This window comes from Tardiphaga sp. 215_C5_N2_1, assembly GCF_052076055.1.
Classification (GTDB): Bacteria; Pseudomonadota; Alphaproteobacteria; order Rhizobiales; family Xanthobacteraceae; genus Tardiphaga; species Tardiphaga robiniae.
Genome location: NZ_CP197240.1, coordinates 2999123 through 3025201 on the forward strand (window position 1 = coordinate 2999123; position 26079 = coordinate 3025201).

Genomic DNA, 26079 nt, shown 5'->3' on the forward strand with positions numbered 1-26079 from the left:
AGCGAGACGTTCTACCGCGGGGAGCGAACGTCCCACTACTCGCTTTTCTCAAATATCCGAAATGGACGACCTGAGCGAGAACGGTCAAGCGCTCGCCGCCCGACGGGAGAGGGCCTAGACGGTCAAACTCGGCAAGCGTGCCGTGCGATTACGGGAATTACAGTGCTCGCTGGCTTTGCCAGCACCATCGGCTGGCCCGGGACCTTTGGTGCCCAGGGGCGGCTCCGCATTGCAAAGCTATAATATTGACAAGACACATGATTTTTTTGGTTGATCCGAGACGCTACCAACGTCGATACCAACAATTTGCGAATGTTGACTGAGTTTTGCCGGGACAACGAATGCCCGGCCGCCAGCGGGCGGATATCGTCGACCAGCACCACCGGCAGGCAGACTACGGCACCATTCCCGATATGGGTAGGGCGTTGCTTTTCGATGAGACCGATCACCTGGGAGCGTGCTTCGCCAAAAACCGCTTCGATATGGATAGCAGCGAACAGTTAAAGGAGGCCGATCAGGTCACTTGGGACGGCTTCAGTAACAAGGCGGACCAGCACTTCGAAGGGGAGGCGTGGCGCCCCCCGATCACCGCCGCGTCCAGTAGCGCTCGTGGCATACTCGAAGCGTTGGACAGGCTCAGACCCACCAACTGGCTTCGGTAGGATAGCATACTTCGCAGCTTCGGACACGACGGGCCTGTGAACATTGCCCGATATCTTGATCAACTAATACCCATCCTGGCCGAGCACCCGCGACGCTGATTTAAAATAGGCGAGAATCGACCTCTAGAAATTTGGCTCTGCCGCGCGAACGAAATCCGTAGCGCCTATACCCACGCCGTCGAATTCTGGCAGGAGCGTGTTCGGATGATGCGTTTTTGGGCCGACGCGCTTGACCTGTTGAGGGAGAACGGTCGCGTCCTCAGAGTGAGAGTGTGAAGGAAAACACGAACCGAAATGTAGCCGCGCCACTTAAGTAGCCTCATCACGTCGACATGTTCGCTTTAAGAAGCGACAGAAGTGATTGTACTGCCACAAGTCGCCGACGTCCGACCGTTGTGGTCGCGAGATGTCCCGCTCCTATCAGTTCGTAAAGCTTCGTGCGCCCCAAACCGGTCGCCTCACATGCTTCGTCGATCGTACAGGTGAACCGCTGGGAGAATGCAATCGTCTGCGGTTCAGCAGATTTTGGAAGGCATGGAGTAGCCTGTGGCTGCTGTCCTCCGTTCTTCTCTCGACGTCTGTATCTCACGAAGCCTCCCAATCGCAAAGCGTTCGACGGCGAGAGTTGACCGCGCGACGAGCAACGTCAATGCGAGCAAGCGAGGGCCCTTGCGTACAACAGCGTGCTTCGACGGACTTTTCGAGCATATCCGGACATCAACGGCGGTGAGGTGAATTTTCACCGACCGCATCAGCCACAACAATGAGTCGCGGCGGGCATGGCGGCTGTCATGCTTGCTTACCGAGATCTATGCTATCTCACAGCCTCCTGTGAAGTTGCGGAGGGCTAGTTGTGACCGATACGGTGCAGGGGGCAAACTAAACCTATCGTCGGCAACATCGTGCTTAGCCATAGTCGCAGAACCCGGCAGCTTTCAGTTGGCTCAATGTCCCTCAATTGTGCGATGTAATTTGACGCCTCTGGAGCGACGACCGGTCCCGGAGCGCCTCGTCGTCCTCCCTGAGCTTCTATGTGAGGTCTGGAATCCCTTCACGATGCAGTCTATGCCGAGACGCCATTGTCGAGCAGGCTTTTCTCACCCTTCGGCGTGAGCTGATAAAGGTCGCCGTCCTTCTGGACATAGCCGTCCAGCACCAACTCTTTTGCCTTCGCTGTATCGTCAAAAGCAAAGGCGTTATCGATTTCCCGCAGAACCATCAGTTGATCGTCTGTAAGCATGGGAACCTCCATTTCCCTAGCAACTACGGAACGCGCAGCTTGTTCCCATTTGCGATGTCATGCTGAAGACGTTGTGGCTTCCGCCTCTAACGCACGCTGTCGTTTGCGCGTCTCTCGCGTTGTGGGCAAAGAGATCCCCAATCGATTCGCCTGACGTCTGACGGCCTGCACATTACGTTTCATGGCCGCAGCAATTTTGATCGGCGATGCCCCCGCTTCAGCCATGGCTTTAAGTTTTTCACTTTCGTCGGCCGACCAAGGCCGGATTAGTGGCATCATCACTCATACTCCACCAACCGAAGCGGCGTCTTTTCCCTATGGCGCTCGTAGGCTGCAATCGCCTGGTTCGACAGCAGCAGAGGACTGACGACTCCCTGCCCGATCTGGTACGCGACATGCTTTCCAATAAATTCAAACGCTTCTTGCAGGTCGCGCAAGCGGCCAACCCCCGCCAGGTAATCCAGCGCGATCTTTACAGATTGCTCGTGCAGGGATTCCGTTGACTGGCTCAGGCTGCCAACTCCTTGCGAACTGCGGCGGCTGAGTTGCCGACCTTGGCGACCGTCTTCTGCAGCTTGTCTTTATCCACGCCGAGCTCCTTGGTCCAATACTTGACCTCATGCGCCTCGTGCATGTTGATCTTGCTGCGATCCGGCTGCCCCTTGTTCTTCAGATCGTCCATGGCATCCTCCAGTGTTTGATGCCTAAAGGAACGCATTTCTGACTTTCTTGTTCCGGCGCGGCCAGTGAGGCAGCCGCCGCGGTAGGTCGCCGCGCCTCTTCGCGGTACTGATGCCGGCCTTCTAAAGGGACGAGGTGTCTTTTTGCCGCCGCTTGATCTGCACGAATGAACTTTGGGTTGAGTGGCGGGTTGAGAAATATGCCCAAACGCACACGGACATCGGCCCCTATGGGCCTTCAACCTTCCCAGTCGGAATCCTGCTCGCAGATGATGCCGGCAATGCCGATGGCCGGAAATTCCAAGACCGGCCCATTTCGTCCGATCAAGAAATCGGCGAGCGACAAGGAACGTGCTCACTCTGCGAAAGCGACGCTCCGTAAATCATTGCAGAAGCAGCGAGCTATGCAGCGCGGCTAGCTGTTGCGCTGAAGATCGTTTTGCCGAAGGAACGAGAGGCCATGCACCGTAAGGCGGTGATGATCGGTCTCCCCCTCATTGTGCAGTTGGTCAAGATGCTGGGCAAGCTGCGCGCGGACGCCCGGTGCTTCCGAATGTCCTGAGAGGGCGCCATAAATATCGATGGCGCGGTCGACGGCCGGGATGTTCATGGCGAGCTTTCTGATGGCCACAGCCACCCGTTCACCGTCGCCATGTGCGACAGTTGTCGAAGTCAAGTCCCGCTACTTCCTATCGTTCCGAAATTTCTCAGTTTTCAGTCGGAGCTAGGTGATCTTACCGGATGATGGATCGAGTTGGCATTCAGCCAGTCCTCGTTGTCTGCAGCTGAGATCCAGTAGTGTGCCATCTGTAAAAGCCGGAGAGCTTCAGCCTGGTCCGTGGCTTCTTTTGCCTGTCTCGCTGCATCGGATGCCATCAACCGAAACGACGTACCTTGGCGCATTTTCGCTCTCCATTTCAGCGAAAACATAAGCCACTGTTGCGCTAAAGGTTTCTTCGACGGGTGGGAGGACTTACGTAGTCCGGCTCCAGTGACGGAGCCGGACATTTAGCCTTAGAGATCTTGCTCTGCTTCGACGTTGACGACAGATTTGGCCAGCGCGGTCAACGCAACGTCGGTGGCCTTCTCTTCCTTCAACGTGGCATCGAGAAGCGAGACAGCTTCAGGCATCCCCAGCTCCTTCGCCCAAGTCGCCAGCGTTCCGTAGCGGGAGATCTCATAGTGCTCCACCGCCTGTGCCGCGGCAGCAAGACCGGCATCGAGAGCAGGCATGCCCTTGTATTCGGTCATGATCTCTGCGCCTTCCTTGGTAATACCCATGATGGCTTCACACTTCTTGGCGGTCGGCTTCTTGCCGAATATCTTGAACACGCCTTCGAGCCGCTTGATCTGACCAACGGTCTCCTTCTGATGCTTCAGAAAGGCGGCCTTGAGTTCTTTCGATTGTGCGGCTTTTGCCATCTTCGGCAGCGTGGCGAGAATCTTCTTCTCGGCGAAATAGACATCCTTGAGCGTGTCATGGAAAAGGTCGGCAAGAAGCTTCGGCTTTTTGGCCATGGGAAATTTCCTCCAGTAGCCCCGGTGAGCTGGGGCGGCTTATCACGCCAGCCCAACAGACCGCTGGAACTTAAGTTCCGATGAGGAGCTGCGCTCTTCTTTCCAAAACGCGATGGCCTCTGTTCAGTTGCCCTTGATAGCGCCCAACGAAAAAGGCCCCCGGGAGGGAGCCTTTTGTTTTGAAGAGCAACGCGTTCAGCGATGGCCGTGGTGGATTCCACGATGCATGTGACCATGACCGCGCTTCACGATAACAACCTTGTTGACACGATGACCGCGATGGTAGCCGCCGTGATGGCCGCCGCCATGCCGCACCACTACGGTCTGAGCATCAGCCTGTGAAGTAGCGGCAGGAACAGCGATGCCGATGGTAGCGAAGGCAGCGATAGCCAAAAGAACTTTGCGCATTATCTTCTCCTTTGAATGAGCGGAGATTGAATGCGCGACTATAGGGGCCGTTCCGTCGTCTCAGGATAAATTTCCTGAATGATTGTTCAGGAAACGCCGTCAAACCTGCTCTTGCCTGCGCCGTAGCGTCTCCACTGCCGCCATTCCCGCGGACATCATGCCGCCGAACGTGCGCTCACCCGCATTCACGCGCTTCAGTATTTTCTTGGCGACGAAACAGCGGTTCTTGTGGTTGTCCAACTCGCGCGGCAAGACCTCGCACGCTTTGGTAAGGGCTATCTCCATCTCAAGAATTGTTCGCTTGTCGACCATCTGCGCGACCAATGGCGGTGCGCTGGCGACTGGCCGTCCTGCAATTCCATCTTCCATCAACATGACGACCTCCCTTGTTTTCTCCTATATCGTGCATTTGGTGTTTTAGTTCCTTCAATGGGAGCTGCGGTGCTTACGGCAGCTACCGAAATGGGCAACCCGCTGTGACGCGCCGCGCTGCAGCGCACCATCAATTCATTCTGGACCCTGCGATCTACCGTCGCTACGCTTTGCACAAGTTCGCCTCAAGATGCGAGCGCCGATGACAGAGATTACAGGGAGAGACCATTGAACGTTCTTCAGAAGACGAATCGGAATACCCCAGATGAAGCCACTATTATTGCGTGGGGGCTTTTTTGCTTCATCTTGGTATCGGCCATTACCATGATTGGTCTCTACGTTGGTTTTCGGCATTAGATAGTGAAAGCCCCCGTGGACGATCCGGCGGGCTTTTAATTTTTCAACCTCTGCCGGCGACGGCCCCATCAGATGAAATACTGGAGAGACGATTTCGAGCTCAACTGGACGCTCCGCGATATCGGTGGCGGCCGGCTGAAGCTGTCCCCGATCACGGAAGACCAACTCAGCGAACTCCTGGAGATGGGCCTCGTCGAAATCGTGGACGACCAGGTCAAACTGACGGAGGCCGGAAATCGGAAGGTGTTCTGATTTGGCTCACACAGAACAAGGGAGCTTGCGATGAACATTCTCCACATTCACTTGGCCTCGATATGGGCTCGTATTGCCGCCCTGGAGTCCCGAACACCTACCAACGGCTTCCCTCGTTCGCGGGCCTTGTTTGCACCGCTGTCGCCGGCCGCCCGAGGGCGGCAGCGGCTCGCAACACCGTTGCGCCGCTGTCGGCAAGGCTGATCAATCGAGCAATGACTTCTGGAGTCCAGGTCCTGTTAATCGGCGTCTTGCCATGGCTCCACTAGTGGATCTTCTGGTATCCCGTCTCGGTGAGCTTCACTTGATCGTTCACTACCTCACGAGGCCCATCTCCAATAGCTCGCTCAGTTGGTCTTCCGTGATCGGTGACAGCTTCAGCCTGCCGCCGTGGATGTCGCGGAGCGTCCAGTCGAGCTCGAAATCGTCCTTCCAGTTTCTCAAAGAACTCTCGCTTCAAGGGATGGCTACCCTGCAGCGTGGAGACATTGTTATCGGTTATTGCCGCAGTCGACTTAGCATATCGGCTGGTATCGGGGTGAGGTTGTGGTGCGGTAAAAACTCGCGCGTGTGGCGAAACGGTGACAGCTTCGAGATGCGCGTGCACATAGGATTGTGATCACCGAACTTTCACAGGGGAGTCCGCATGAAACAGATTCTGATGGCCGCTGTCATTCTAACCTTGGGCGCAGCTTCGGCTTCTGCCGCCGATCTGGCAGCTCGTCCCTACACTAAAGCCCCGCCCGCTCCGATTCCGGTAGGCTACAACTGGTCGGGCTTCTATCTCGGTGTCATGGGTGGTTACGGCTGGTCGGATCGCGTCAACGTCGGCGGTGTCACGACCACGAGCAGCGACCTGCAGGGCGGCTTCGGCGGCGGCACTATAGGCTATAACTGGCAGACGCCCGGTAGCATTTGGGTCTGGGGTCTTGAAGCAGACGCGGCAGCGTCAGACATCTCATATAGCCAGACCGGCTTGTTCGGCATTTTTCCGGTCACGCTTGAGGATAAGATTCGTTCATTCGGGAGTGTCACCGGTCGCATCGGTGTGACGTCAGGCGCAGCGCTGTTCTACGCCAAGGGCGGTTACGCATGGGCCGATAATCGCTTTTCGATCGCCGGCCTGGGCGGCAGCTTCAGCGAGAGCAAAGTGCTGTCGGGCTGGACCGTCGGCGCTGGCGTGGAATACATGTTCGCCCCCAACTGGTCGCTCAAGGGTGAGTACATGTACGCCGACTATGGCAGCGAACGTTATCTGACTGCATTTGCTCCGGGCGGTCTGGAGCTTGGTGCCACCACCCACACTGTGAAGGGCGGCATCAACTATCACTTCAACTGGGGCGGCTCAAACTTCTAAGTCCCAACACTGAATTCAACAGACCGGGGCCCGGCGAAAGCCGGGCCTTTTCCCTGCCTACGCATAATCTCCGCCAATGCCGGGAAGGCGTTACCGGGATTTGGTCAGAGGCTAGTGTCGGTCAGACCGCGACGACCGCCGAGATGCTAAGAACCGTGATCGCGTTGTGCAGCCCCTCTACAAACTCGACAGCGGTCTTGAGATTGGCATAGGTGCCGCTATTGTGCTGTTCGTTGACATTCGCGATGTCAGAACGGCTCGCGTCGCAGATGCAAGTAGCGAGGATTGAACTCGCCGCAGTCCGCCAGACCCGCCCAATTTCTGATGGTGAGAGACCCGCTCTTGAAGTCGGCAAGATCGGTGTCTCGAAGGTTGGCCAAAGCGCGGTTTACGGTAGCTAGCGACAGCCCGAGAGCCTCTCCCAGCTGATTAAGACCTATCGGCAGAATACACGTATCGTCACGCGTCAAGCCGGAAGCCCGCGATCGGTAGAAGAGTTCGCAGAAGAGATGAGCCATGCGGGCAGGGGCGGACCGCGCGCTATTGTTCGTGATCGCTTCACGGAAGATGGCTGCGTCGATCAGGGTTTCACGCCAGATTGCAGCGCCAACCTTTGGTCTACTATCGAATAACTTCATCAAGTCCCGATGCGGGACCGAGGCGACGACGGCCTTGCCGATCGCGCAGACGGCATGATCCATCACCTCGATGAACAGACACTGTGAATCCGGCATGTCGCCAGCGAGATGAAAGGACAAATACTGGCGTGCGCCGTTCGGCAGGAGATGATAGCGAGCCAGCATTCCTTCGACGACGATTGCGGACACCTTGGGTCGATCGCCTTGCCGAATGAAGTCCTCATGACTATCCAATTCGCGGACAGAGCACGGCAGGCGGCGGACCTCCAAAAGGTCCTCTTGGCTCAGGTGCGAGTGCTCTTTCAGTTTTTTTATAAGGACGACTAGAGGGTCGATTGTAGCCTCCTACGCGGCTGAACCTGTTCGGCTGCGCTCAGCATCCTAGTCATCTTGACGGTGGCTTCAACTCGCTCGAAAGCCAACCCTTGCTGCGCTCCATCGGATCGACCTCGCACCTCGCGCATCTAAACTCCGAATCTCCCTTTTCAGATGACGTCATCTTGCGATTGCACTTTGGGCATTTCGGCACTGAAGACCCAATAACTGTCATTGGGTTTGCTCGCGAGCGCTGATCTCTCGCCGAACTTCTCGAACACTTGCGAAATGCAGGCCAAGTTCACGAGCACGTTTTTTGACGGAAGCCATTGGTCGCTTCATAGCCGCACATGCTCGTAGGAGCGTAGCCCCCTCTGCATGCAACTGTTTGAGCTTCTCCAAGTCCGCATCTTGCCATGCGCGGGTTATCAGCTGACGCTCATTCATGTCGGTTCCTCCAACGGTTCCTCGGGATGGAACCACAAGCGAGGAGGTGACATCGTCTCATTTGAGACGAATTTACCGAGAGCGGATCTCAATGTTTTTTTGCGGTGCACCTTCGCCGTTTTGGCACCCGGATCCTTGCCACCCACGGCGTCGTCTCCACCATGCTGGCGATGTAATCGCGTCTGGTGCCTTCCATGTCAGACTTCCGAAGTGTCATCGACCGAGGCTCAACGCGCAAGTTGAGGCAGCAGAAGCCTGCGATCGAAGATTGACGTCCTTGGGAGCTAGGCAAGTGCGCGTCGGGCCTGACCGGCTTGTCGATACTGGAGGGTGTTGTCTGGTTGCTCGAACAGCAACGTTAGGGAACATTGCTGCTTAAAGGCCTGGCGGGTAGGTCGCTCTACCGCCGGGCCGACCGAAGCGAGGCTTCTGGGGTCAAGATTCGGTCGCTGTCATCCTGCGTTAACTCCGACCGCAAATCCATCAGCGGTTTGAGGCAACTCGCTCAATCCTGTTCTCGAAAAGCGTGGAACAACTCTGGAGCGAAGTACGTTCTGATTACCAACTCTGACGTCCATACCAGTCGTCGACTTCCTTCGTGGTCTGGTCCTTGGCGTAGCCATAACGCTCTTGAAGACGACCCTCGAGTTGCTCCCGTTTGCCGTTGATGACGTCGAGGTCATCGTCAGTGAGCTTGCCCCACTGCTCCTTGACCTTGCCCTTCATCTGTTTCCAATTTCCTTCGACCCTGTTCCAATCCATTTTTTTCTCTCCCTTGTTAGTGGGATGAACGTCGTGATCAGGTCTTTGTTTCCCGTGCGACACTAAGACAGCGCCCGGCAGTCTGAGAAGCGCCCCGAAAATTTTTAGCGTCACCCCTTGACCGAAAGCAGCGAAAATCTACATCGATAATCGCCTTTAAACGAAAGGAGTTAGGAGGCCCAGCATGACAAGCGCTGCCATGTCGATGAATGAAATCCACGCGAATTCTCTACTCGCCAGCACCTTCTCGCACCCGCGGGAGGTTCTTGCCAATCCCTTCTTAGACACGCTGCAAAAGCGATGCATCCTAGCCGCTTGGGCATCGGATGCGTTTACTGTCGAAGGGAAGCCATGGCTACGCCAAATTCCAGGCTCCCATGAGACTGTTAGGATCGGTGATATTCTCGCAGCTCTCCGATCCCTTGATGAGGATGACGGTCCTCCACCGAAGACGTCGCGAATGCCGTTGCCGGAAGCACCCATACGTGTCCGAGCCGTGGGCCAGACCGTAGGAGAGGATCGACGCCGCCGTTTAGCGGACATCCATCCATAAGACGCGAAACCATTTTCGCAAAGAAGCCGCCCGAGCATATTGCTCGGACGGCTCAATCGTCGACCCATCGAAAAGATGGATGCACGTCCGCCGCAACGTCAATGAGTGTCGGTCCTTTTCCACTTTTCAAGGTCCGGCTTTTCCCGGTCCTGAGCAAACTGTTCCTTTTCCGGCACGCCTTTCCAGGGCTTGTCGGTCTGTTTCGTCGGAGCCCAATCTGACTCCGTGCGGGGATCATCTTTGGGATTTTCTTTGCTCATGGTCCCTCCGAAATGCTACTTGCCGGCGCCGATGTTGCCGCCCTTGATGTTGCCCAGCGCGTTGTCCCCTTGCCCCGAATTGCCGCTGTTGCCCTTCAGAGCGGTATTGCCGCCAGTATATGTGCGGCCGGTACCGGTGGTCATGCCTTGACCGGAGGTGACGCCCTGCTGAGTGTGGTGCCGGCGGGACTTTTCGGCGGACGCCGACGACATCGTGGCACCGACGAGGAGAAGCGCTGTAGCGCTGATCGTTATAATCTTTTGCATTGAACCAAAGCCAATCTGTTCATGAAGCCCTTGTCAGTCGAACGTGGCGCTGCCTGACTCGTTCCGCGCCGGGCCCCCACTAACAGCCTCGTGGCAATCCCCGAACCGGCCCGCCAAGCTCTTCTCGTGGCGGTCAGATAAACTAACGAGAAGCGTGCAGGCAAGGTGAGCTACACAAGAAGGCGCGGCCGAAGAGCATCCTGGCCGTGTACAATCGCTTCTTTATCATTCTGGAGATGCAAAACCAGATCGTAGATGCGCCCCCTCGTCAAAGCGTTTACGCGCCTGGCAAAACCAAGATATCGGGCGATCTGATCTTCCAGTCCGATGCACTTGGTACACATATTGCGCTCCCATTTCAGGCTGGAGCTATGCTCTCATCACTGATTATTAGCCAAAATCCGAGCAGCGATGAAGGTCAAGTAATGCGACCGGCTCTTGTTCCCTGCACTCCTACGCAATGAATAAAGGCCCCGCACCGCGGGGCCTTTATTCATCGAAGCAGCAGGACCAGAATGATCAGCGGCAGTGGAATTCCAAGTAGCCATAGCAGAATAGGCATTGTTCTCTCCTTATCGCGTGCGACGCGCTTTCCAAGTTCCGTCTCGAAGTCCACCGCCCTCGGTCGCCGCCAGGCTCGCAGAAAAGGCGCCAATCAAAAGTGATGCCGTGAGCCAAAAGGCGAGCTGCATTGCAGCCTTTCGAGCATTATCGGCAGCGGCCTTTGCATCATTGGTGACTTCGGTAACGCGCTTGTCAGCATCAGGTTCGCTCAAACCGGTGCGAGCGGCCACGACTTTATTGACGTAAGCGCGATCGGCTGGCTTCAGCTCACCGGCTCGGAGGCTAGAGGCCATTATGCGGGACAGTTCACCGCGCGCGTCAGCACTGTTGCCATCGCCAGATGGTGTCGATGGACGCAATAGTGCGTCGATGAAGCCTTCGACCGGTCCCGCCTGCGCCGCAGACGCCGTCGCACCAGCAGAGACTCCCGACGTCGCGCCGCTTAAAACGGTCGTCGCGGGCGAAGCTAGGAGTACAGCACCGAGCACCGTTGCAAATGCCCATGCCAGAAACCCATGCGCGGTGTCGCGGAAATAGACCTCATCTGCATGAACGCCAATCCAGCGCGACCGCAGACGACCAGCGAGATATCCGCCGATCGACGACGAGATCATGGCGATGACGATCAGATAGATTCCCGTCGTGATTTTGAATGTCGTAGCCGATACGCTGGACGACCAGGGCGACACGACTGACAAACCAAGCCCTGCCCCGAAAGCAATAAGAACGAGTGTCAACGCGAGCGAGACGACGGCACCAGCCGCGACTGCAGCCCACGAGACACCCGCAACCGAAGGCTCGTCTACGCCAGGGGAAGCTGGCTGCACGACAACAGTATCAATCATTCTGAAATTCCCCTTGGAGCGGCTCCGGAATAGATACCGATGCCCACACAATGTGCATTCAATAGTATGGTTCCGCCCGCGAAGGCGAATTCGCCTGTCTTCAGCGATTGCGCAAAGGTGGGCGGACGACGAGCTTGATAGAAAGACGCTAAGCCCCTCGAGCAACGATCAGCCAACTCAAGACGATCGCCCATCATCCAATCCGGTACGGCGACGTTGACGTCGGTACTATCGCTCAGCAGGATTGGGATCCGAACCCGGAGCGGTCTGGCGTCTGGAAATGGCCTTGCGGCTTTTACGCTCAATCCCGACAAATGTTTCAGAGTGGCCCCGGACCTCGACGCAGCACGCGCCGGCTTTGATTCCTTCTACGGGAAATCAATCTGTTTCTGATGTTGGACATTGCCGTCATGCGGCAGAGTGATCCGACCATCTCGCTCGCGCGTAAAATCTTCAGCGTCGACTCGGTAAAGGAAATTACATTGAAAACTTATGGCATCGCCTATGTCGCGACGGGTCTGGTATTTCTCGGAATGGACGCGATCTGGCTTACGCTTGCGTCGCAGCGGCTGTATCGACCGCTGATGGGCGAGATGCTGCTTGATAGCTTCCGGCTGGTACCGGCGATGCTCTTCTATCTGATTTACGTTGCCGGCATCGTGGTGCTCGCCATTGCACCGGCCATTGCCAGCGAGCGTTTGACAACGGCCACGCTCAACGGTGCTTTCCTCGGGTTCGTTGCGTATGCGACCTACGATCTGACCAACCAGGCGACGTTGCGGAACTGGCCGGTGGCGGTGACGATCGCAGATCTATGCTGGGGAACGTTGCTGACGGCCTCTGCCGCAACCATCGGCTTTCTGATCACGCGCGCCTTCACAGCTTCATCCTGACGAGCTTAAGCACGTCGGCTTAACATTTCCGATGCGACAAGTCCGATGAACACGGTGAGGATGCCAGCGCTCATGACGTTCAATCTGAGGAAAGCACGGTATTCTGAGACCGCGTAGAGGTGGACGGGGGCGCCATACGCGCCATCGAGTCCAAGGTAAGCCATTATCGCCAGCCCAACCAGAATGAGGGCGGTCAACCTTTCAGATGGTCGAAAGAAGGTCGCGGCAATCAGCGCACAAGGGATGAGAAAAATCTCCACGCCCGATGCCTGCCCGAACACTTTTGCGCTCAAAACCGTATTGGCGATGCCGGTAAGTGGGAGAAGCGCACGGCCTGCCGTTGGCAATCGCCTAGCCAGTGCGGGTACCGCGAGGAAAAATGGCGTCGACAGGAACGTGAAGAAGGTCGGCCAAATGTGTTCGCTGACGGCCCAATAGACATAGAGCGGATAGAAGGGCTGGTTGGAGGCGACGACAAGCGCGACCAAGTTGCAGGTCGCGACCATCGGATCATCGTGAGCGGCATAAGCGGCAACTCGCCGCCAGATGTTCCGGACTAGAATCACGAACGCCATGCGTTATGCCGGGCGCAGGAGGTAGTGGCTCACACCCCATTCTTCACCGCCGGCATGCCCGAAGAGCCCTGCCGTCGCCAGGTAGAAAAGCCGCCAGCGTTGATGCCAAAGCGCCGCGTCCGGTCCATAGACTCTACTCAGAATGCTATCAATGTGAGGGCGGTTTGCATCGAAGCGAGCCAGCCAGTCGATCGCGGTTTTCTGATAATGAAGGCCGTTCCAGCGCCAGTCTTGTTCAACGGCAAAGCAGTCCGGAAAATGCCGGATAAGGCCATGGCTCGGCATGATTCCGCCAGTGAAGAAATGCTGCCCGATCCAATCGGCATCGTTGTTATGATCGAAGCGATAGGGACTGCGCCTGTGGCTGAAGACGTGAACGAAAACCCGCCCCTGTTGGGGTACAAGCCATGTCTTGATGCGCGCGAGTAAACTCCGCCAGTTGGACATGTGCTCGAACATTTCGACCGACACGACCCGATCGTATGTGCTGTCCGGTTCGAAAGCGTTCATGTCGGCAGTGACGACGCGGATATTTCCCAAACCGCGGGCCACGGCCTCCGCCTCGATGTGAAGCCGTTGCGGGGTCGAATTCGAAACCGCGGTGATATTAGTGCGAGGGAACCGCTCAGCCATGAACAGCGTCAGCGAGCCCCAGCCGCAGCCGAGTTCCAGGAGCGACTGTCCGTCGGCGATACCGGCATGCGCAACCGTTTCCTCAAGCGCCAAGCGCTCGGCATCGGCCAGCGATTCGTGACCCGTCGAATAGAGGCAACAGGAATATTTGCGACGTGGGCCGACCGTAAGGGCAAAGAATTCGGGCGGCAATTCGTAGTGCTGTGCGTTGGCGGCGTTCGCATGTTCTGCGATCGGGTACTCTGCCATGGCGCGCGCGAAATCGCCTTCCTCGCGATCGCTTGCAGCGGCAAGTTTACTTCTCGTGCGCCCGACCAGAAACTCGATGCCCATTCGCGTCATTGGGTCGGGAAGCGGACGGCACTCCGCGACGCGTATCGCCGAGGAAATCAGGCTCATCAAAGGTCTTCTTTGTTGCCGGCGGCGCCAGCGCCGCTCTGCGGGCCGGGCCAGAATGCGTTGACGCGGTGCTGGTATTCTCGGAAGGCCTTGCCGCGCGAGCGCAACATGTGCCCTTCCAGGGGCGGAATGCCGGAGGCGTGGACGAGGAGCCAATACATCAGCAATGGCCCGGCGAAAGCCAGCCACCCCTGCGGATAGGCGCCTGTGAGATCGACCGCGATCACGGCATAAGCCAGCCATCCCAACCATTCAAAAAAATAGTTTGGGTGGCGTGACCTACCCCAAAGCCCGACGTCGCAAACATTTCCCTGGTTTCCGGGGTCTAGGCGAAAGGTGGACAGCTGGCGATCCGCGATCGTTTCCCCGACAACGGCCGCAATCAGGATGGCAATTCCGAGCCAGTCTAGGACCCTCAGGCCAGGAGTCGGATTTTGCGCCGCGATCATGATAGAGAGGACGAGTACCAGCGCAGCCAATGCCTGGATTTGCAGGAACCAGAACAGGTGCGATCTGAAGGCACTTCCCCACTGCTCGCGCAAGTGCCGGTAGCGCGGATCATCACCGCCCCGCGCGGTGCGCGCCACGATGTGGATGCCGAGACGCAGTGCCCACAAGAGCGCCAGCACTGCCACGAGTATCTGACGCGATGAAATTTCCCCCCCGGCGAAAGGGAGAAGAGCGGCGGCAGCGCCGAACACGCCGGTGGCAAACGACCATATCGCGTCGATCCATCCTGACTGGCCGGTTCGAAGCGCGACCAACCATGCTCCCGCCATGGTCAGTGAAAGGAAAATCGCAAGCGCAACGACTGCGATGACCAGTGTCATGCGATTCTGTCCCGTACCGTCCAAACTGGCACAATTTTCGCGACGGCTTTCTCGCAAGGCCAATTACACGACCTCATGAAACATCTTCATAGGCCGACCGAGGCTAGCCAAAGGAATCTGATCGGCTGTGCCGCCGCCATCGTTCAAAATCCCACGATCGGACGTAGGAGACGCCCCAGAAATCCATGAAGGCGCGTATCTCCTTCCAAAGCAGCGAGACAGACGCAATCCGACTTCTCGCCGACAAGGGGCCGGTGATTGACTTCATCATCGGCTTCGTCGAGATCGCCGGGAAAATATTGACTGCGCTCGTCCGACAGAGATCCAGATAGAATCTGCATAAACTCCATGCCGGTGTGTCCATGGGCAGGCAGATGAAGCCCCGCTTTACCCTTAATCATCATGACTTTGGCATCTGGACTTCCGGCAATTTGGACCTTGCTCCATCTGAAGCCGGGGCCAAGCCATCGCCAGGGACCAATTTCGCAGTGGCGCATCGCATGAGGGAGCTCGATGCCCAGGTCCGGCTGTTTCCTCGGCCTGGGTTCTTTCACTAACGTGGATGGAATGCTTTCCAGCCGCTCCATGGTCCGTCCGAACAAATCCTCAGCAAGCGGAGCCAAGCGCATCTCGTCGAGGATCGCCCCGCCCACAGCCTCGAACCGGGTTAAGCGCTCGCGGCAAACGGCACATCCTTCGAGGTGGACGCGAATGACTAGCGCCGGGCCGGCGCCCAATGCTCCGGTCGCAAGACGCAGAAGCGTTTCGTCGCTGGGGTGATGGTTGATCGTCATATATCGCGGTCCAATAGCGTTCGCAGCCGGTTCAATGCGAGCCGGACGCGGGATTTTACGGTGCCGAGCGGGATGCCCAGCTCACGAGCGATCTCCGCATGCGGCGCTTCGGAGAAGAAAGAGAGTTTCACGATGGTTGCCTGTTCATTTGATAGGGTCGCCAGCGCTTTCCGGACCTCTTCTTCCCGCTCTGCCATGATCACGATATCTTCGCCCGACGGTGGCGTGTCCGGTTCGTCACTCAGATCCAAGAGATGATCGGCCGTACGGGAGCGCGAGCGGCGCAGCCTGTCGATCCTCTGGTTACGAGCAATCGTAAACACCCATGTCGACGCGCCCGCCCGGCTGGGATCGAAATAGGACGCCTTTCTCCATACCGCGATCATGACTTCCTGTGTCACCTCCTCGGCAACCGACTCCGCGAGACCGGTCCGAATAAGGAAGCCTTTCACACGCGGCGCGAAATAGGCGAAGAGCTGCGCGAACGCCTTGCGATCCTGCGCCTGTGCAACGGCATCTATCAGGCGGATCAACTCAACAGGAGAGGGCAGCACCTCTTTTTGAATGCCCTCGTTCAAAACAATGAGCCTCGCCGCCGGACCGACATCCCGCGTGCGCCTGATGTCGAGATGTAATCTTGCAGCATCCATTTGCCCTTCATACGCGCCCTCCCCCTAATTGGATCACGCCTCAAGTGATCCAATGCGCGCTGGGTTCCGTAAATATTGGCAGCTTGGCGCGTGGAGGGAAGTCTTTTGACGAGAAAGATTGCTGGGAGTGATAGAATGAACAGCCTTAACGCCGCGGCACATAGCGGAAGCCTCGACATAGCCGTTGTTGGGAGTGGTATTTCCGGCCTGTCCGCAGCGTGGCTGCTTTCAAAACGACATCGGGTTGTTCTATATGAAGCCGATAGCCGCCTGGGTGGGCACAGCCACACGGTCGATGCCGCGGGCGCCGCGATCGATACCGGCTTTATCGTCTTCAACGAATCCACCTATCCAAACCTGACATCACTCTTTGAGCATATCGGCGTCGCCACGAAGCGATCCGACATGTCATTTGCCGTCTCGCTCGACGATGGCAGGCTCGAATACTCCGGAACCGGCCTTCTGGGCCTGTTCGCGCAGGGTCGAAACGCCATCAGCCCACGATTCTGGCGGATGCTGCGCGACCTCGTGCGCTTCTATCGCGAGGCGCCACGCAATGTGGCGGCCTTGGGCCTGATTACGCTCGATGAGTATCTCGACGCCGCCGGTTATGGAGAAGGATTCCGCAACGATCATCTCTATCCGATGGCGGCGGCCATTTGGTCCACGCCTGCTGCAAAGATCGGGGCCTATCCAGCGGCTTCATTTATCAAATTTTGCGACACCCACGGCCTCCTGAAACTGTCTAGTCGCCCGATCTGGCGCACCGTGTGCGGCGGCAGCCGCTCCTATGTGCGAGTGCTTACTGACGCCATAGCCGAAGTGGTGTCTGACTATCCGATCCGTACAATCGTTCGCACCACGAACGGTTCCGAGGTCGTCGGATATGACGGTGATCGTCGCCGTTTCGATCAGGTGGTGATTGCCACTCACGCGGATCAAGCGCTCCAAGTGCTTGCTGATCCGAGCAGCGAGGAACGGCGATTGCTCGGCGCGTTCGACTATATCGACAACGATGCAGTCCTTCATTCGGACCCTCGCTTGATGCCGCGCCGCCGCCGGGTCTGGTCGAGCTGGAACTACATGGCGAGGGACGACGATGGCGGTCGCAAGCTCGCCGTGACGTATTGGATGAACCGTCTTCAGGAAATCGAAAGCGAGCGACCGCTTTTCGTCACGCTCAATCCCCACCGGGAGATCGCACCCAACGCTATTCTCAGGGAAATGCGCTACAGCCATCCCCGTTTCGATGCGCAGGCGATGCAAGCGCAGAGAGAGCTTTGGTCGTTGCAGGGCAAGCGCAATACATGGTTTTGCGGGGCTTACTTCGGCGCCGGCTTCCACGAGGATGGATTACAAGCCGGGCTTGCCGTCGCTGAAGCCCTCGGGGACCTGCGGCGCCCCTGGACAGTCGCTGACGAATCCGGCCGCATCCATGTTCATGAGACTGTGCTCGCCACGCCTGAAACGGAGGCTGCCTGATGTCGGGCTTTCGTTCGGCCCTCTACTCCGGCTCAGTGATGCATCACCGATTGCGGCCAAGAGAGCATCGGCTGCGCTACAGCATTTTCTACATGCTTCTCGATCTTGATGAAGTCGATATGCTGGCAGGCAGGCTGCACCTCTTCTCGCACAACCGCTTCAACCTCTTCAGCTTCCATGATCGGGATCACGGCGAGGGAGAGACCACGTCGCCGCGGGCCAGGATCGAGCGGCATTTGCAAGAGGCCGGCATCGAAGCCGGCGGCCCGCTCCGGCTTCTCACCATGCCGCGCATCCTGGGATACGCCTTCAATCCGCTGAGCATCTATTTCTGCTACAGGCGAGACAACTCGATTTCGGCGATCTTATACGAGGTCAGCAATACGTTCGGTGAGCGTCACAATTATCTCATTCCCGTTGCCCGCGACACGAAAGTGCCAATCCGCCAGAAAAGCCAGAAGTCCTTCTACGTTTCCCCCTTCATGAGCACCGACATGGTCTATTCGTTTTCTGTCGTCCCTCCGGGAAAGAATTTGACGGTTTCGGTCATCGGTCACGATGCACAAGGGCCGCTGCTCATCGCCAAGCTCGCTGCAACCCGCCAGAATCTGACCGACGCAGCTCTAGCGCACGCCTTCTGCGTTTACCCCCTGCTGACCTTGAAGGTGATCGCAGGCATCCACTGGGAAGCACTGCTGATTTGGCTCAAGGGCATTCGCCGGCATCACCACCCTTCTCCCCCCGATCGACCGATAACACTCGGCCGCGATCTCGAAGCAGCCCCCCATTTGACGAAGGACACGACAAATGTCCTCCGATAGCCAAATCTGGGAGAGCGTTACCTCATCCGCCGAAAGGAAGATGGCGTGAGTTGGCCGTGCTACGCTGGGGATGCCGTCGTCGAGCGATGCCTTCTCCAAGAAGGCAAAGGAGCGCACCGACAAGCCGGACGCCTAGGGCAAGCAGTACGCCACCGGGGAATAACTCCGGAAAAAGCCGGACAATGGACTACCAACATTCTGCGACCTGAAAGCAAGCACTGGACGCGATGGCTGGCCGCATGCCCGTTGGCGAGTGGAACGGCACACTCCTGAAGGCCGGGAGTGTCGGAGTTACACGGCCGACCGCGACAAGACGTCTCCGACGGCATCATCGAAATGCACGAGCGCGGCGCCACGTTAATGTGGAAGTCGTCTGAGGCCGGGGAACTGGCGAGAACGCAAGGACTTAACGGTGCATGACTAACAGTTCGGTCGCGTCCTTACTCTGCTCACTTGGGATTTGTTATAGCGTCGCGTTTATCGGCGCTCGGGTTACGACGCCTGAGATTCCGACTTGGTACGCGAGTTTGGCGAAACCATCGTGGACACCACCGCGCATCGCGTTTCCCATCGTCTGGCCCATCCTGTATTTCCTCATGGCGCTGTCCGTGTGGATGTTCTGGGAGGCGCCTCCTTCGCCCGCTCGAACCGCAGCTCTTGGCGCATTCGGCATCCAGCTCGCCCTGAACGCGATATGGTCGCCGCTCTTCTTCGGTCGCCACGATCTGCGGTCTGGCATGATTGTTATTTCGCTGTTGTTCGCGGCAATAGGAGTGACCGTCATCATAGGCTTGGGCGTCGACAGCACCGCCGCCTTGCTGCTTTTGCCCTATCTCGCTTGGATACTTTTTGCGGCTGCACTCAATGCTCGCATTCTTACAATGAATTAGCGACAACGTGGCATGAGACCGCATTGACGAAAGAGGCCGCCCATTGAGGCCTTACTTTCCTCGCTCGATATCGCGGGCCTGTTGTTCCAATTCGTCAGTAAGCTCGATAATACGTCTGGCCGTTTCAGGATCGGTCGTCATCCGGGCCATGGCCCGATACTTATCTACCTTCTCTCGAAGCTCCCCGACTGTACGTCGTGTATGCATTCCACCCTCCGCCGATATCGTTACGCGGGACGGAGAAATTGGTTCTCTAGAACCTCCGAAATAAGGGCGCGGCCAGAATAGGCCACTGCGGCCAAAAACAGGCCAGCACCAAAACTGGGTTCAAACGAATAGGGGAACGAATTGGCCTGATGTCCCTTCGCACTGCAAATGCCTAACCCGTTTCAGTTGTCGAATGGTTTTTCATTCTTGTTGCTGCATGTCGGCCAGTTCATCCACCAAAACACGAACATTCTCGCTGTAGTCCACCGGCACCACTACGAGGTGAAGGCCACCAGCCGCGAAGGCCTTCTCCAGTGTCGGTGCCAGACCGCCCGCCTCTGTCACGCGATGACCCTGGGCACCGTAGGACTGCGCGTAGGCAACGAAATCCGGATTGCCGAAAGTCATCCCCGCATCGGCGAAACCGTCGACGGCCTGCTTCCACCTGATCATCCCGTAGGCGTGATCCTCGATGACGAGCACGACCAGATCGAGCTTCAGACGCTGCGCGGTCTCCAGTTCCTGCGAATTCATCATAAAACCGCCGTCGCCGGCGACAACGAGCACACGGCGCTTCGGATTCAGCAACGCCGCCATCATGCCCGACGGAAGCCCCGCTCCCATCGTCGCAAGCGCATTGTCGAGCAGCAGCGTGTTGGCGACGTCCGTGCGGTAGTTACGCGCGAACCATATCTTGTACATCCCGTTGTCCAACGCGACGATGCCGTCGAGTGGCATGACCTGGCGGACGTCGTGGACGATCCGCTGCGGGGTCAGCGGAAAGCGGTCTTCGTTGGCCCGGTCGCCGATGTGGCGCAGGATATCCGCGCGCACGCCGTCCCACTGCGTGGTCTGCTTGAGCTTCCCATCGAGCTCGGCCGCCAGCATGTCGAGACCTTTCGCAATGTCGCCGATAAGTTCAGCTTGCGGGTAGTAAACCTCCTCGACCGCCGCCGGCGTAAAGCCGATGTGGAGCACCTGATGGCGGCCACGCCCCATGATGAATGGCGGCTTTTCGATGGTGTCGTGGCCGATGGTGATGATCAGGTCGGCGCAGTCGATCGCGCGATGGACGTAGTCGCGTTCGCTCAGCGCCGCGTGCCGACATAGTAGTCGGACGCCCCGCCGACGGCCCCCTTCCCCATCTGCGTGTTGAAGAATGGGATCTTCACCCGGCGGACGAATTCGGAGAGCGCGGGCGCCAGCCTGGGCCTGCTGGCACCGGCACCGAACATGAGCAACGGGCATTTTGCCGAGAGGATGAGCTCAGCCGCCTTCCGGACGGCGTCCATCGAGGGCGCCGGGAGATCGGTCGGGTGGACCGGGACGGCCGAAACGCCGGACACCTTCTCCGCCGCGACATCTTCCGGAAGCTCCAGGTGCACGGGTCCGGGACGCTCCTCCATCGCAATCCGGAAAGCGTTCCGGACGACAGTCGCGATGGAAGACGCACTTACGATCTGCTGCGACAGTTTCGTGAGCGGCTTCATGCTCGCGACGACGTCCACGATCTGGAAGTGCGCCTGTCGGCTGGCGTGGATCGCCTTTTGGCCAGTGATCAGGACCATCGGCATGCCTCCCAGGAGTCCATAAGCAGCCCCTGTAGAGAGATTCAGGGCTCCGGGCCCCAAAGTGCTGAGCGCGACACCAGGCCTCCCTGTGAGACGCCCGTGGGTCGCAGCCATGAAGGCGGCGGGCTGCTCGTGACGCGTGACGACCAGCTCGATGGAAGACTTGCGCAGGCTCTCGACGACGTCGAGGTTCTCCTCGCCGGGAACGCCAAAGATGCGGTCGACGCCCTCGTTTTCGAGAGCCGCCACTAGCAGATCGGAGCCTTTCATTTCCCGTTCCTCGTTGTTCATCGTAAGCTCCTCCGTTTGCCCAGCACCGTATTGGACAAACAGGTCCATTTAATGAAACGTTTGGTGGACTAGGCGTCGGAGCGCGCCCTTCCCAGATTGCCCGGATATGCGCCTCCTGCACCTGCCAGGAACCGACCGGCAGCCGAGAGGACAATGGTTGCTGACCCGCGTTCGAGACGCCATATCCTTGGCCGTTGGCGATCCGATCTGCTTGCCCTGAAAGATCGTAGTCCAAGGCCCAAAGAAGGATGCACCAAATGCGCAAAATGTGGATCGCCTTACTTGCCATCGTGCTGCCCGCTGCCGCGCTGGCGCAAGACATCACGCAGCGCCCCGTCCGAACCGAGCGCATCTCAGGCACTCCAGTGGGCGTCGGCCTCTATGAGGTCGCTCCGGACGGCACCGTTCTGATCGACTGGCGCGCCGTCGAGGCGGCGGCCGATGGAGCGGCCGATCGCGCATCCACTCCGGTCGCGAAGGCGATGCTGGCGATCAGAGATGGCAAATGGAAACCGATGGCCCGGTGACGAACGACGTCGCGCCGGAAATCCGACAGCGTAAGATCATCCATATCGACATGGATGCCTTCTACGCGTCAGTCGAACAGCGGGATAATCCAGAGCTTCGCGGCAAACCTGTCGCCGTCGGCGGCTCTCAGGAGCGCGGGGTCGTGGCAGCAGCGAGTTACGAAGCCCGCAAGTTCGGCGTCCACTCGGCGATGCCGTCCGTTATAGCCAAACGTCAGTGTCCAGATCTAATCTTCGTGAAACCGCGCTTCGAGGTCTACAAGGCTATTAGCCAGCAGATCCGAGAGATCTTCGCCGAGCACACGCCGATCATCGAACCGCTGTCGCTGGACGAGGCTTATCCGGATGTTACCGAGAACCTTCAGAGCATCCCACTGGCGCGCGACATCGCTCTGGCGATCCGCACTAAAATCAAAGCCGAGACAGGGCTCAATGCCTCCGCCGGCATCTCTTACAACAAGTTCCTGGCCAAACTCGCCTCCGACCATCGCAAGCCAAACGGTCAGTACGTCATCTCTCCGGAGATGGGCCCGGCCTTCGTGGAGACCCTGCCCGTCGGCAAGTTCCACGGCATCGGACCGGCGACTGCGGCTAAATTCAACGCATTGGGTATCCAGACAGGACTAAACATCCGGAACCAGTCGCTGACGTTCCTGGAGGCACACTTCGGCAAAGCCGGGACCTATTACTACTGGATATCACGCGGCATCGAAGAGCGTCCTGTCCGCGCCAACCGCATGCGGAAATCCGTCGGCGCCGAGAACACTTTCTCCGACGACCTCACCGAGTTCGACGCCATGATTGCCGCGCTGCAGCCCCTCGTCGACAAAGTGTGGCAACACTGTGCGAACACAGGGAACCGCGGACGAACCGTCACGCTGAAGGTGAAGTACGCTGACTTCGAGATCATGTCACGAAGCCAATCAATGCCGACAGCCGTATCAAACCGCGAAGAGCTCGAACGGGTCGCGGCATCACTTCTCGAACGCTCGATGCCACTGCCGAAAGCCGTGCGGCTTCTCGGTGTTTCGCTATCGACACTTCAGACGAAGGGGGACGACGCGCAATCCCAGTTCCAATTACCAATCTAGCAGCGCTAAGCCGATTCAGTCCGTCGATCAGTGATCGCCTTGCGCAGCGTGCGCGACAAAAGCTCAACCGAATACGGCTTCTGGATGAGTTCAAAGCCTGTATGGGCGTTTTCGGCTAGAACGTGGCTGTAGCCACTTGTCAGAACGACCGGCAATCCAGGGTATTGGTCGCGGATAATCGTGGCCATCTCCACCCCGTTCATGCCGGGCATGATGACGTCCGAAAACACGAGGTCGAATGCGAATTCATCCTTGGCTAGAACGTCCAGTGCCGCGGAAGCTGACGTCACCCAGTCGGTTGCGTATCCGAGATCCTGCAGAAGCTCTGTCGAGAATCCCCCGACATCCGTATTATCCTCGACAACAAGAACGCGGTGCCCCCGCCCGCTTGTCGCTGCGCTTGCTAATGGCGGCGCGCTGCTTTCGACTTCGGCGCCAGTTTCGGCCCGCGGCAGATAAATTGTGAACGTCGCGCCCGCTCCAAGCGTGCTGCTGACGCCGATCTCGCCGCCCGTCTGTTTGGCGAACCCGAAGGCCTGACTCAAGCCGAGGCCCGTTCCTTTTCCCACGTCCTTGGTCGTGAAAAATGGTTCGAAGATCGCATCCAGGTACTCGCTAGCTATGCCGACGCCAGAGTCAGTTACGGAAACCGCGATGAAGTCGCCCTCCCTCAAAGGATGAGAACGCATCCCCGGGATCGAACCCACTGCCGCGACACCAATGACGAGGCGCCCTTCGCCGTTCATGGCGTCGCGTGCATTAACAGCGAGATTGACCAACGCGGTTTCGAACTGCGTTATATCGGCCATGGCGAACTGGTCGGCAGTCTGAACTTCCAGATCAATCTGAATCCGGCCGCCGACCAGTGGTCGGATCAGATTCGCCACGCTCGCGACCTGCGTACAAACATTGAAGACGCGCGGAGCAAGCGGCTGTCGGCGAGCGAATGCAAGCAACTGTCCGGTCAGCTTGGCCGCACGGTCAACTGTATCGGAAATCGCGTCGATATACCGCCCTCGTCTCTCCTCTGGAAGATCGCGCCGACGAAGAAAATCTGTGGCTGACCTGATAATCGTCAGGAGATTATTGAAGTCGTGCGCCACGCCTCCGGTGAGTTGTCCGACCGCCTCCATCTTCTGAGCCTGGCGCAGAGCGTCCTCGTTCCGGCGACGCTCGGTCACATCGACGGCCTCTGCCAAGACGGCTGTAATCCTACCTCCACTGCCAAATACTGGGCGCATGGCGAGGTCGAGATGCCGCCCCGCGCCGGATAGGTTCAATTGAACTTCGGCGCGCCACGCATCGCCGCTCAGTGCGGTTTTAAACGCGCTGAGAACTCGTTCGGGCATACGGGGCGTCGCAGTAAACCAGGGCGTATCCCAGAACGGCATCCCGAGCACTGTCTTCGCTTCGACCGCGATGGCGGCAAGTGCGACCGCATTGGCGAAAACGAGCGTACCATCCAGCGCGAGCAATCCCTGATACTGGTTGGTCGTCTCCAAAATGGCTCGTAAATGAGCCTCGTGGGTATGAAGTTGCGCGGTTCGCTCTTCAACCCGCCGTTCAAGCACCTCATTCAACCCACGCAGTTCGATCTCTGCTTCTTTTGCAATCGTGATGTCGTGGGCAACCCCAATAAAGCCGATATGCTTACCCGCCGGGTCCCATCGGGGTTGCGATTCGGATCTGACCCAACGCCACACGCCATCCGCACGTCGATATCTGCTTTCCAGCACGAACGGCTTTAGGGATGCCTCACCTGCAATGCTCTCGCGCACGACGCGCGCCATATCGTCCGGGTGAAGGATGGTCCTCCAATCGAAAGCCAACGCTTCTTCATATTCAAGGCCAAGAAATTCCAGGTAGGCTTTGTTTGCGAAGGACCGCGTCCGATCAAGACGTGTCACCCACATCGGGACTGGCGCACTGTCGGCGATCAATCGGAACCGCTCTTCACTCTCGCGTAGCGCCTCTCTGGCGATCGCACGTTCCGTGATATCGATATGAGCGCCGATCATCCGCAGCGGTCGGCCTTCTGGATCACGCTCGATACGCGCCTCTGCTACGATCCAGCGAATTTCCCCGTCGCTGGGCCGAATGATGCGATACTCCGAAGAATAACGTTCCGCATCACTATTCAGAAGGTCCAGAAATTGCCGCTCAGCGCGCTCCCGGTCGTCCGGATGAAGCCTGGCGACCCAGTCTTCATGTGTCTCGTTTGCAGCTTCAGGGGGTAACCCGTGTATGGCGAGATATTCAGGTGATCGTCGGTTCTGAAATCCATCGCGCAGGTCGACGATCACACCGCCGACTTTCGCGATCCGTTGGACCTCCGCGAGTTCGCTTTCCCGATCGCGCAGGGCCTGTTCGGACGCTGTCAGTTCTTTCGCCACGGCTTCCTCGCCATCATGCGGCGGTCGGCCGCTCTCACACTGTTTAGCAAGGCGCAGGGGGAAAGTCCGCTAAAACAGCGTGCCCTCGGAGATCGCAACTCAATAACATGACGCAGAGTTCCAACTTCTCGCGGTCTGGCATTTATGCTAAACATTATCTTATGAAGAAAACGACAGTAGCAAAGCAAAAATCAAAAGGCCGACCTGCGACCGGCCAAACGCCAATGCTCGGCTTTCGCGCCGCAGACGAACTACGCGGCAGGATTGTTCATTGGGCCGAGTTTCAGCCGGACACTCCGAAACTCTCAGAAGCTGTGCGCCGCCTTGTCGAACTGGGCCTTACCGTTAAACCGTCTCGCAGAAAGAACGTCGCTCATAGAGCCCGTGCCAGTGAGATGGCCGCCGGCGCAATTGACAAGCTGACGGACAAGGGCGCCAGTGCGGACGATCAGGCCAGTCGGAAGCGGCGCCTGCTCAAAGGGCCCGAGGAATTCCGCGACGTCCGGGTCGATCGGAAAGCAAAAAAGTAAGGCGT

The 26079-nt window shown here is 58.0% G+C and carries 31 protein-coding genes and 1 pseudogene; 10 read left to right on the top strand and 22 right to left on the bottom strand.

The window, feature by feature from the left end; all coding sequences use genetic code 11:
- Positions 1 to 341 precede the first annotated feature (341 nt).
- Positions 342 to 662, top strand: a complete 321-nt coding sequence (locus tag AB7828_RS14310) for a hypothetical protein (protein WP_120293205.1) — start codon at positions 342 to 344, stop codon at positions 660 to 662.
- 322 nt (positions 663 to 984) lie between these two features.
- Here the strand turns inward: AB7828_RS14310 and AB7828_RS14315 are convergent, their stop codons facing one another.
- From AB7828_RS14315 to AB7828_RS14355, 9 genes are all read right to left on the bottom strand, one after another.
- Positions 985 to 1251, bottom strand: a complete 267-nt coding sequence (locus tag AB7828_RS14315) for a helix-turn-helix domain-containing protein (RefSeq protein ID WP_199712138.1) — start codon at positions 1249 to 1251, stop codon at positions 985 to 987.
- Between the two features lie 474 nt (positions 1252 to 1725).
- The gene (locus AB7828_RS14320; RefSeq protein WP_199712137.1) at positions 1726 to 1902 is read right to left on the bottom strand and encodes a hypothetical protein; all 177 of its coding nucleotides are present in this window, start codon (positions 1900 to 1902) and stop codon (positions 1726 to 1728) included.
- A gap of 57 nt (positions 1903 to 1959) precedes the next feature.
- Positions 1960 to 2181, bottom strand: coding sequence for a hypothetical protein (locus AB7828_RS14325; RefSeq protein WP_120293201.1), 222 nt, complete (start codon positions 2179 to 2181; stop codon positions 1960 to 1962).
- Complete coding sequence (locus tag AB7828_RS14330; RefSeq protein ID WP_158596886.1) at positions 2181 to 2339, bottom strand: hypothetical protein; 159 nt, start codon at positions 2337 to 2339, stop codon at positions 2181 to 2183. The genes AB7828_RS14325 and AB7828_RS14330 overlap by 1 nt, the downstream gene beginning before the upstream one ends.
- 71 nt (positions 2340 to 2410) lie before the next feature.
- Positions 2411 to 2584, bottom strand: a complete 174-nt coding sequence (locus tag AB7828_RS14335) for a DUF3606 domain-containing protein (protein ID WP_120293199.1) — start codon at positions 2582 to 2584, stop codon at positions 2411 to 2413.
- A gap of 413 nt (positions 2585 to 2997) precedes the next feature.
- A complete protein-coding gene (locus AB7828_RS14340; RefSeq protein ID WP_147421763.1) occupies positions 2998 to 3192 on the bottom strand; it encodes a hypothetical protein in 195 nt (64 codons plus the stop codon).
- Between the two features lie 404 nt (positions 3193 to 3596).
- A complete protein-coding gene (locus AB7828_RS14345) occupies positions 3597 to 4100 on the bottom strand; it encodes a YciE/YciF ferroxidase family protein (protein WP_120293195.1) in 504 nt (167 codons plus the stop codon).
- Between the two features lie 195 nt (positions 4101 to 4295).
- Positions 4296 to 4508 (bottom strand): hypothetical protein, encoded by a 213-nt coding sequence (locus AB7828_RS14350; RefSeq protein ID WP_120293193.1) that lies wholly within the window; start codon positions 4506 to 4508, stop codon positions 4296 to 4298.
- A 99-nt stretch (positions 4509 to 4607) separates the two neighbouring features.
- On the bottom strand, positions 4608 to 4883 hold the full coding sequence (locus AB7828_RS14355; protein WP_147421762.1) for a hypothetical protein: 276 nt from the start codon (positions 4881 to 4883) through the stop codon (positions 4608 to 4610).
- A 426-nt stretch (positions 4884 to 5309) separates the two neighbouring features.
- Between AB7828_RS14355 and AB7828_RS14360 the strand changes: the two genes are divergently transcribed.
- Entirely contained in the window at positions 5310 to 5489 is a 180-nt protein-coding gene (locus AB7828_RS14360) for a hypothetical protein (RefSeq protein WP_120293189.1), read from the top strand.
- A 315-nt stretch (positions 5490 to 5804) separates the two neighbouring features.
- Here AB7828_RS14360 and AB7828_RS14365 read toward each other — a convergent pair whose 3' ends face one another.
- Positions 5805 to 5933, bottom strand: a complete 129-nt coding sequence (locus AB7828_RS14365; protein WP_276511282.1) for a hypothetical protein — start codon at positions 5931 to 5933, stop codon at positions 5805 to 5807.
- A 202-nt stretch (positions 5934 to 6135) separates the two neighbouring features.
- On the opposite strand from AB7828_RS14365, the gene AB7828_RS14370 reads away from it, so the two are divergent.
- Entirely contained in the window at positions 6136 to 6846 is a 711-nt protein-coding gene (locus AB7828_RS14370) for an outer membrane beta-barrel protein (protein ID WP_120293187.1), read from the top strand.
- Between the two features lie 248 nt (positions 6847 to 7094).
- Here AB7828_RS14370 and AB7828_RS14375 read toward each other — a convergent pair whose 3' ends face one another.
- The 5 genes from AB7828_RS14375 to AB7828_RS14395 form a co-directional block, all read right to left on the bottom strand.
- The gene (locus AB7828_RS14375; protein ID WP_120293185.1) at positions 7095 to 7820 is read right to left on the bottom strand and encodes a Crp/Fnr family transcriptional regulator; all 726 of its coding nucleotides are present in this window, start codon (positions 7818 to 7820) and stop codon (positions 7095 to 7097) included.
- Between the two features lie 984 nt (positions 7821 to 8804).
- A complete protein-coding gene (locus AB7828_RS14380; protein WP_068738686.1) occupies positions 8805 to 9008 on the bottom strand; it encodes a CsbD family protein in 204 nt (67 codons plus the stop codon).
- A 651-nt stretch (positions 9009 to 9659) separates the two neighbouring features.
- Positions 9660 to 9821 carry a hypothetical protein gene (locus AB7828_RS14385; RefSeq protein WP_184511611.1) on the bottom strand — a complete coding sequence of 54 codons (162 nt, stop codon included), beginning with the start codon at positions 9819 to 9821 and terminating at the stop codon, positions 9660 to 9662.
- A 15-nt stretch (positions 9822 to 9836) separates the two neighbouring features.
- On the bottom strand, positions 9837 to 10088 hold the full coding sequence (locus AB7828_RS14390; protein WP_120293183.1) for a hypothetical protein: 252 nt from the start codon (positions 10086 to 10088) through the stop codon (positions 9837 to 9839).
- 572 nt (positions 10089 to 10660) lie between these two features.
- Complete coding sequence (locus tag AB7828_RS14395) at positions 10661 to 11497, bottom strand: hypothetical protein (RefSeq protein WP_120293181.1); 837 nt, start codon at positions 11495 to 11497, stop codon at positions 10661 to 10663.
- A 482-nt stretch (positions 11498 to 11979) separates the two neighbouring features.
- Between AB7828_RS14395 and AB7828_RS14400 the strand changes: the two genes are divergently transcribed.
- Positions 11980 to 12390, top strand: a complete 411-nt coding sequence (locus AB7828_RS14400; protein ID WP_199712142.1) for a DUF2177 family protein — start codon at positions 11980 to 11982, stop codon at positions 12388 to 12390.
- 5 nt (positions 12391 to 12395) lie between these two features.
- Here the strand turns inward: AB7828_RS14400 and AB7828_RS14405 are convergent, their stop codons facing one another.
- From AB7828_RS14405 to AB7828_RS14425, 5 genes are all read right to left on the bottom strand, one after another.
- Positions 12396 to 12965, bottom strand: coding sequence for a hypothetical protein (locus tag AB7828_RS14405; protein WP_120293179.1), 570 nt, complete (start codon positions 12963 to 12965; stop codon positions 12396 to 12398).
- Positions 12966 to 12968: 3 nt separating this feature from the next.
- Positions 12969 to 13997, bottom strand: coding sequence for an SAM-dependent methyltransferase (locus tag AB7828_RS14410; RefSeq protein WP_120293177.1), 1029 nt, complete (start codon positions 13995 to 13997; stop codon positions 12969 to 12971).
- Complete coding sequence (locus AB7828_RS14415; RefSeq protein ID WP_120293175.1) at positions 13997 to 14827, bottom strand: DUF1295 domain-containing protein; 831 nt, start codon at positions 14825 to 14827, stop codon at positions 13997 to 13999. Before AB7828_RS14415 ends, AB7828_RS14410 begins: the two co-directional genes overlap by 1 nt.
- Positions 14828 to 14970: 143 nt before the next feature.
- A complete protein-coding gene (locus tag AB7828_RS14420) occupies positions 14971 to 15621 on the bottom strand; it encodes a ChrR family anti-sigma-E factor (RefSeq protein ID WP_120293173.1) in 651 nt (216 codons plus the stop codon).
- The gene (locus AB7828_RS14425; protein ID WP_439059602.1) at positions 15618 to 16271 is read right to left on the bottom strand and encodes a sigma-70 family RNA polymerase sigma factor; all 654 of its coding nucleotides are present in this window, start codon (positions 16269 to 16271) and stop codon (positions 15618 to 15620) included. The genes AB7828_RS14420 and AB7828_RS14425 overlap by 4 nt, the downstream gene beginning before the upstream one ends.
- Before the next feature lie 135 nt (positions 16272 to 16406).
- Here AB7828_RS14425 and AB7828_RS14430 point away from each other — a divergent pair, with 135 nt between their 5' ends.
- The 3 genes from AB7828_RS14430 to AB7828_RS14440 all read left to right on the top strand — a co-directional run bounded on the left by AB7828_RS14430 (position 16407) and on the right by AB7828_RS14440 (position 19464).
- Positions 16407 to 17753, top strand: a complete 1347-nt coding sequence (locus AB7828_RS14430) for an NAD(P)/FAD-dependent oxidoreductase (RefSeq protein ID WP_120293171.1) — start codon at positions 16407 to 16409, stop codon at positions 17751 to 17753.
- Positions 17753 to 18574 carry a DUF1365 family protein gene (locus AB7828_RS14435; RefSeq protein ID WP_120293169.1) on the top strand — a complete coding sequence of 274 codons (822 nt, stop codon included), beginning with the start codon at positions 17753 to 17755 and terminating at the stop codon, positions 18572 to 18574. Before AB7828_RS14430 ends, AB7828_RS14435 begins: the two co-directional genes overlap by 1 nt.
- Positions 18575 to 18990: 416 nt before the next feature.
- Positions 18991 to 19464, top strand: a complete 474-nt coding sequence (locus tag AB7828_RS14440) for a TspO/MBR family protein (protein ID WP_120293167.1) — start codon at positions 18991 to 18993, stop codon at positions 19462 to 19464.
- Positions 19465 to 19872: 408 nt separating this feature from the next.
- Here the strand turns inward: AB7828_RS14440 and AB7828_RS14445 are convergent.
- A pseudogene (locus AB7828_RS14445) lies at positions 19873 to 21533 on the bottom strand (acetolactate synthase large subunit).
- A gap of 257 nt (positions 21534 to 21790) precedes the next feature.
- Between AB7828_RS14445 and AB7828_RS14450 the strand changes: the two are divergent.
- The gene (locus AB7828_RS14450; protein ID WP_120286777.1) at positions 21791 to 22060 is read left to right on the top strand and encodes a hypothetical protein; all 270 of its coding nucleotides are present in this window, start codon (positions 21791 to 21793) and stop codon (positions 22058 to 22060) included.
- Entirely contained in the window at positions 22039 to 23151 is a 1113-nt protein-coding gene (dinB, locus tag AB7828_RS14455) for a DNA polymerase IV (RefSeq protein ID WP_120286778.1), read from the top strand. The genes AB7828_RS14450 and dinB overlap by 22 nt, the downstream gene beginning before the upstream one ends.
- Before the next feature lie 5 nt (positions 23152 to 23156).
- Here dinB and AB7828_RS14460 read toward each other — a convergent pair whose 3' ends face one another.
- The gene (locus AB7828_RS14460; RefSeq protein ID WP_120286779.1) at positions 23157 to 25544 is read right to left on the bottom strand and encodes a PAS domain S-box protein; all 2388 of its coding nucleotides are present in this window, start codon (positions 25542 to 25544) and stop codon (positions 23157 to 23159) included.
- Between the two features lie 161 nt (positions 25545 to 25705).
- Between AB7828_RS14460 and AB7828_RS14465 the strand changes: the two genes are divergently transcribed.
- Positions 25706 to 26074, top strand: coding sequence for a hypothetical protein (locus AB7828_RS14465; protein ID WP_120286780.1), 369 nt, complete (start codon positions 25706 to 25708; stop codon positions 26072 to 26074).
- The last annotated feature ends 5 nt before the right edge of the window (positions 26075 to 26079 follow it).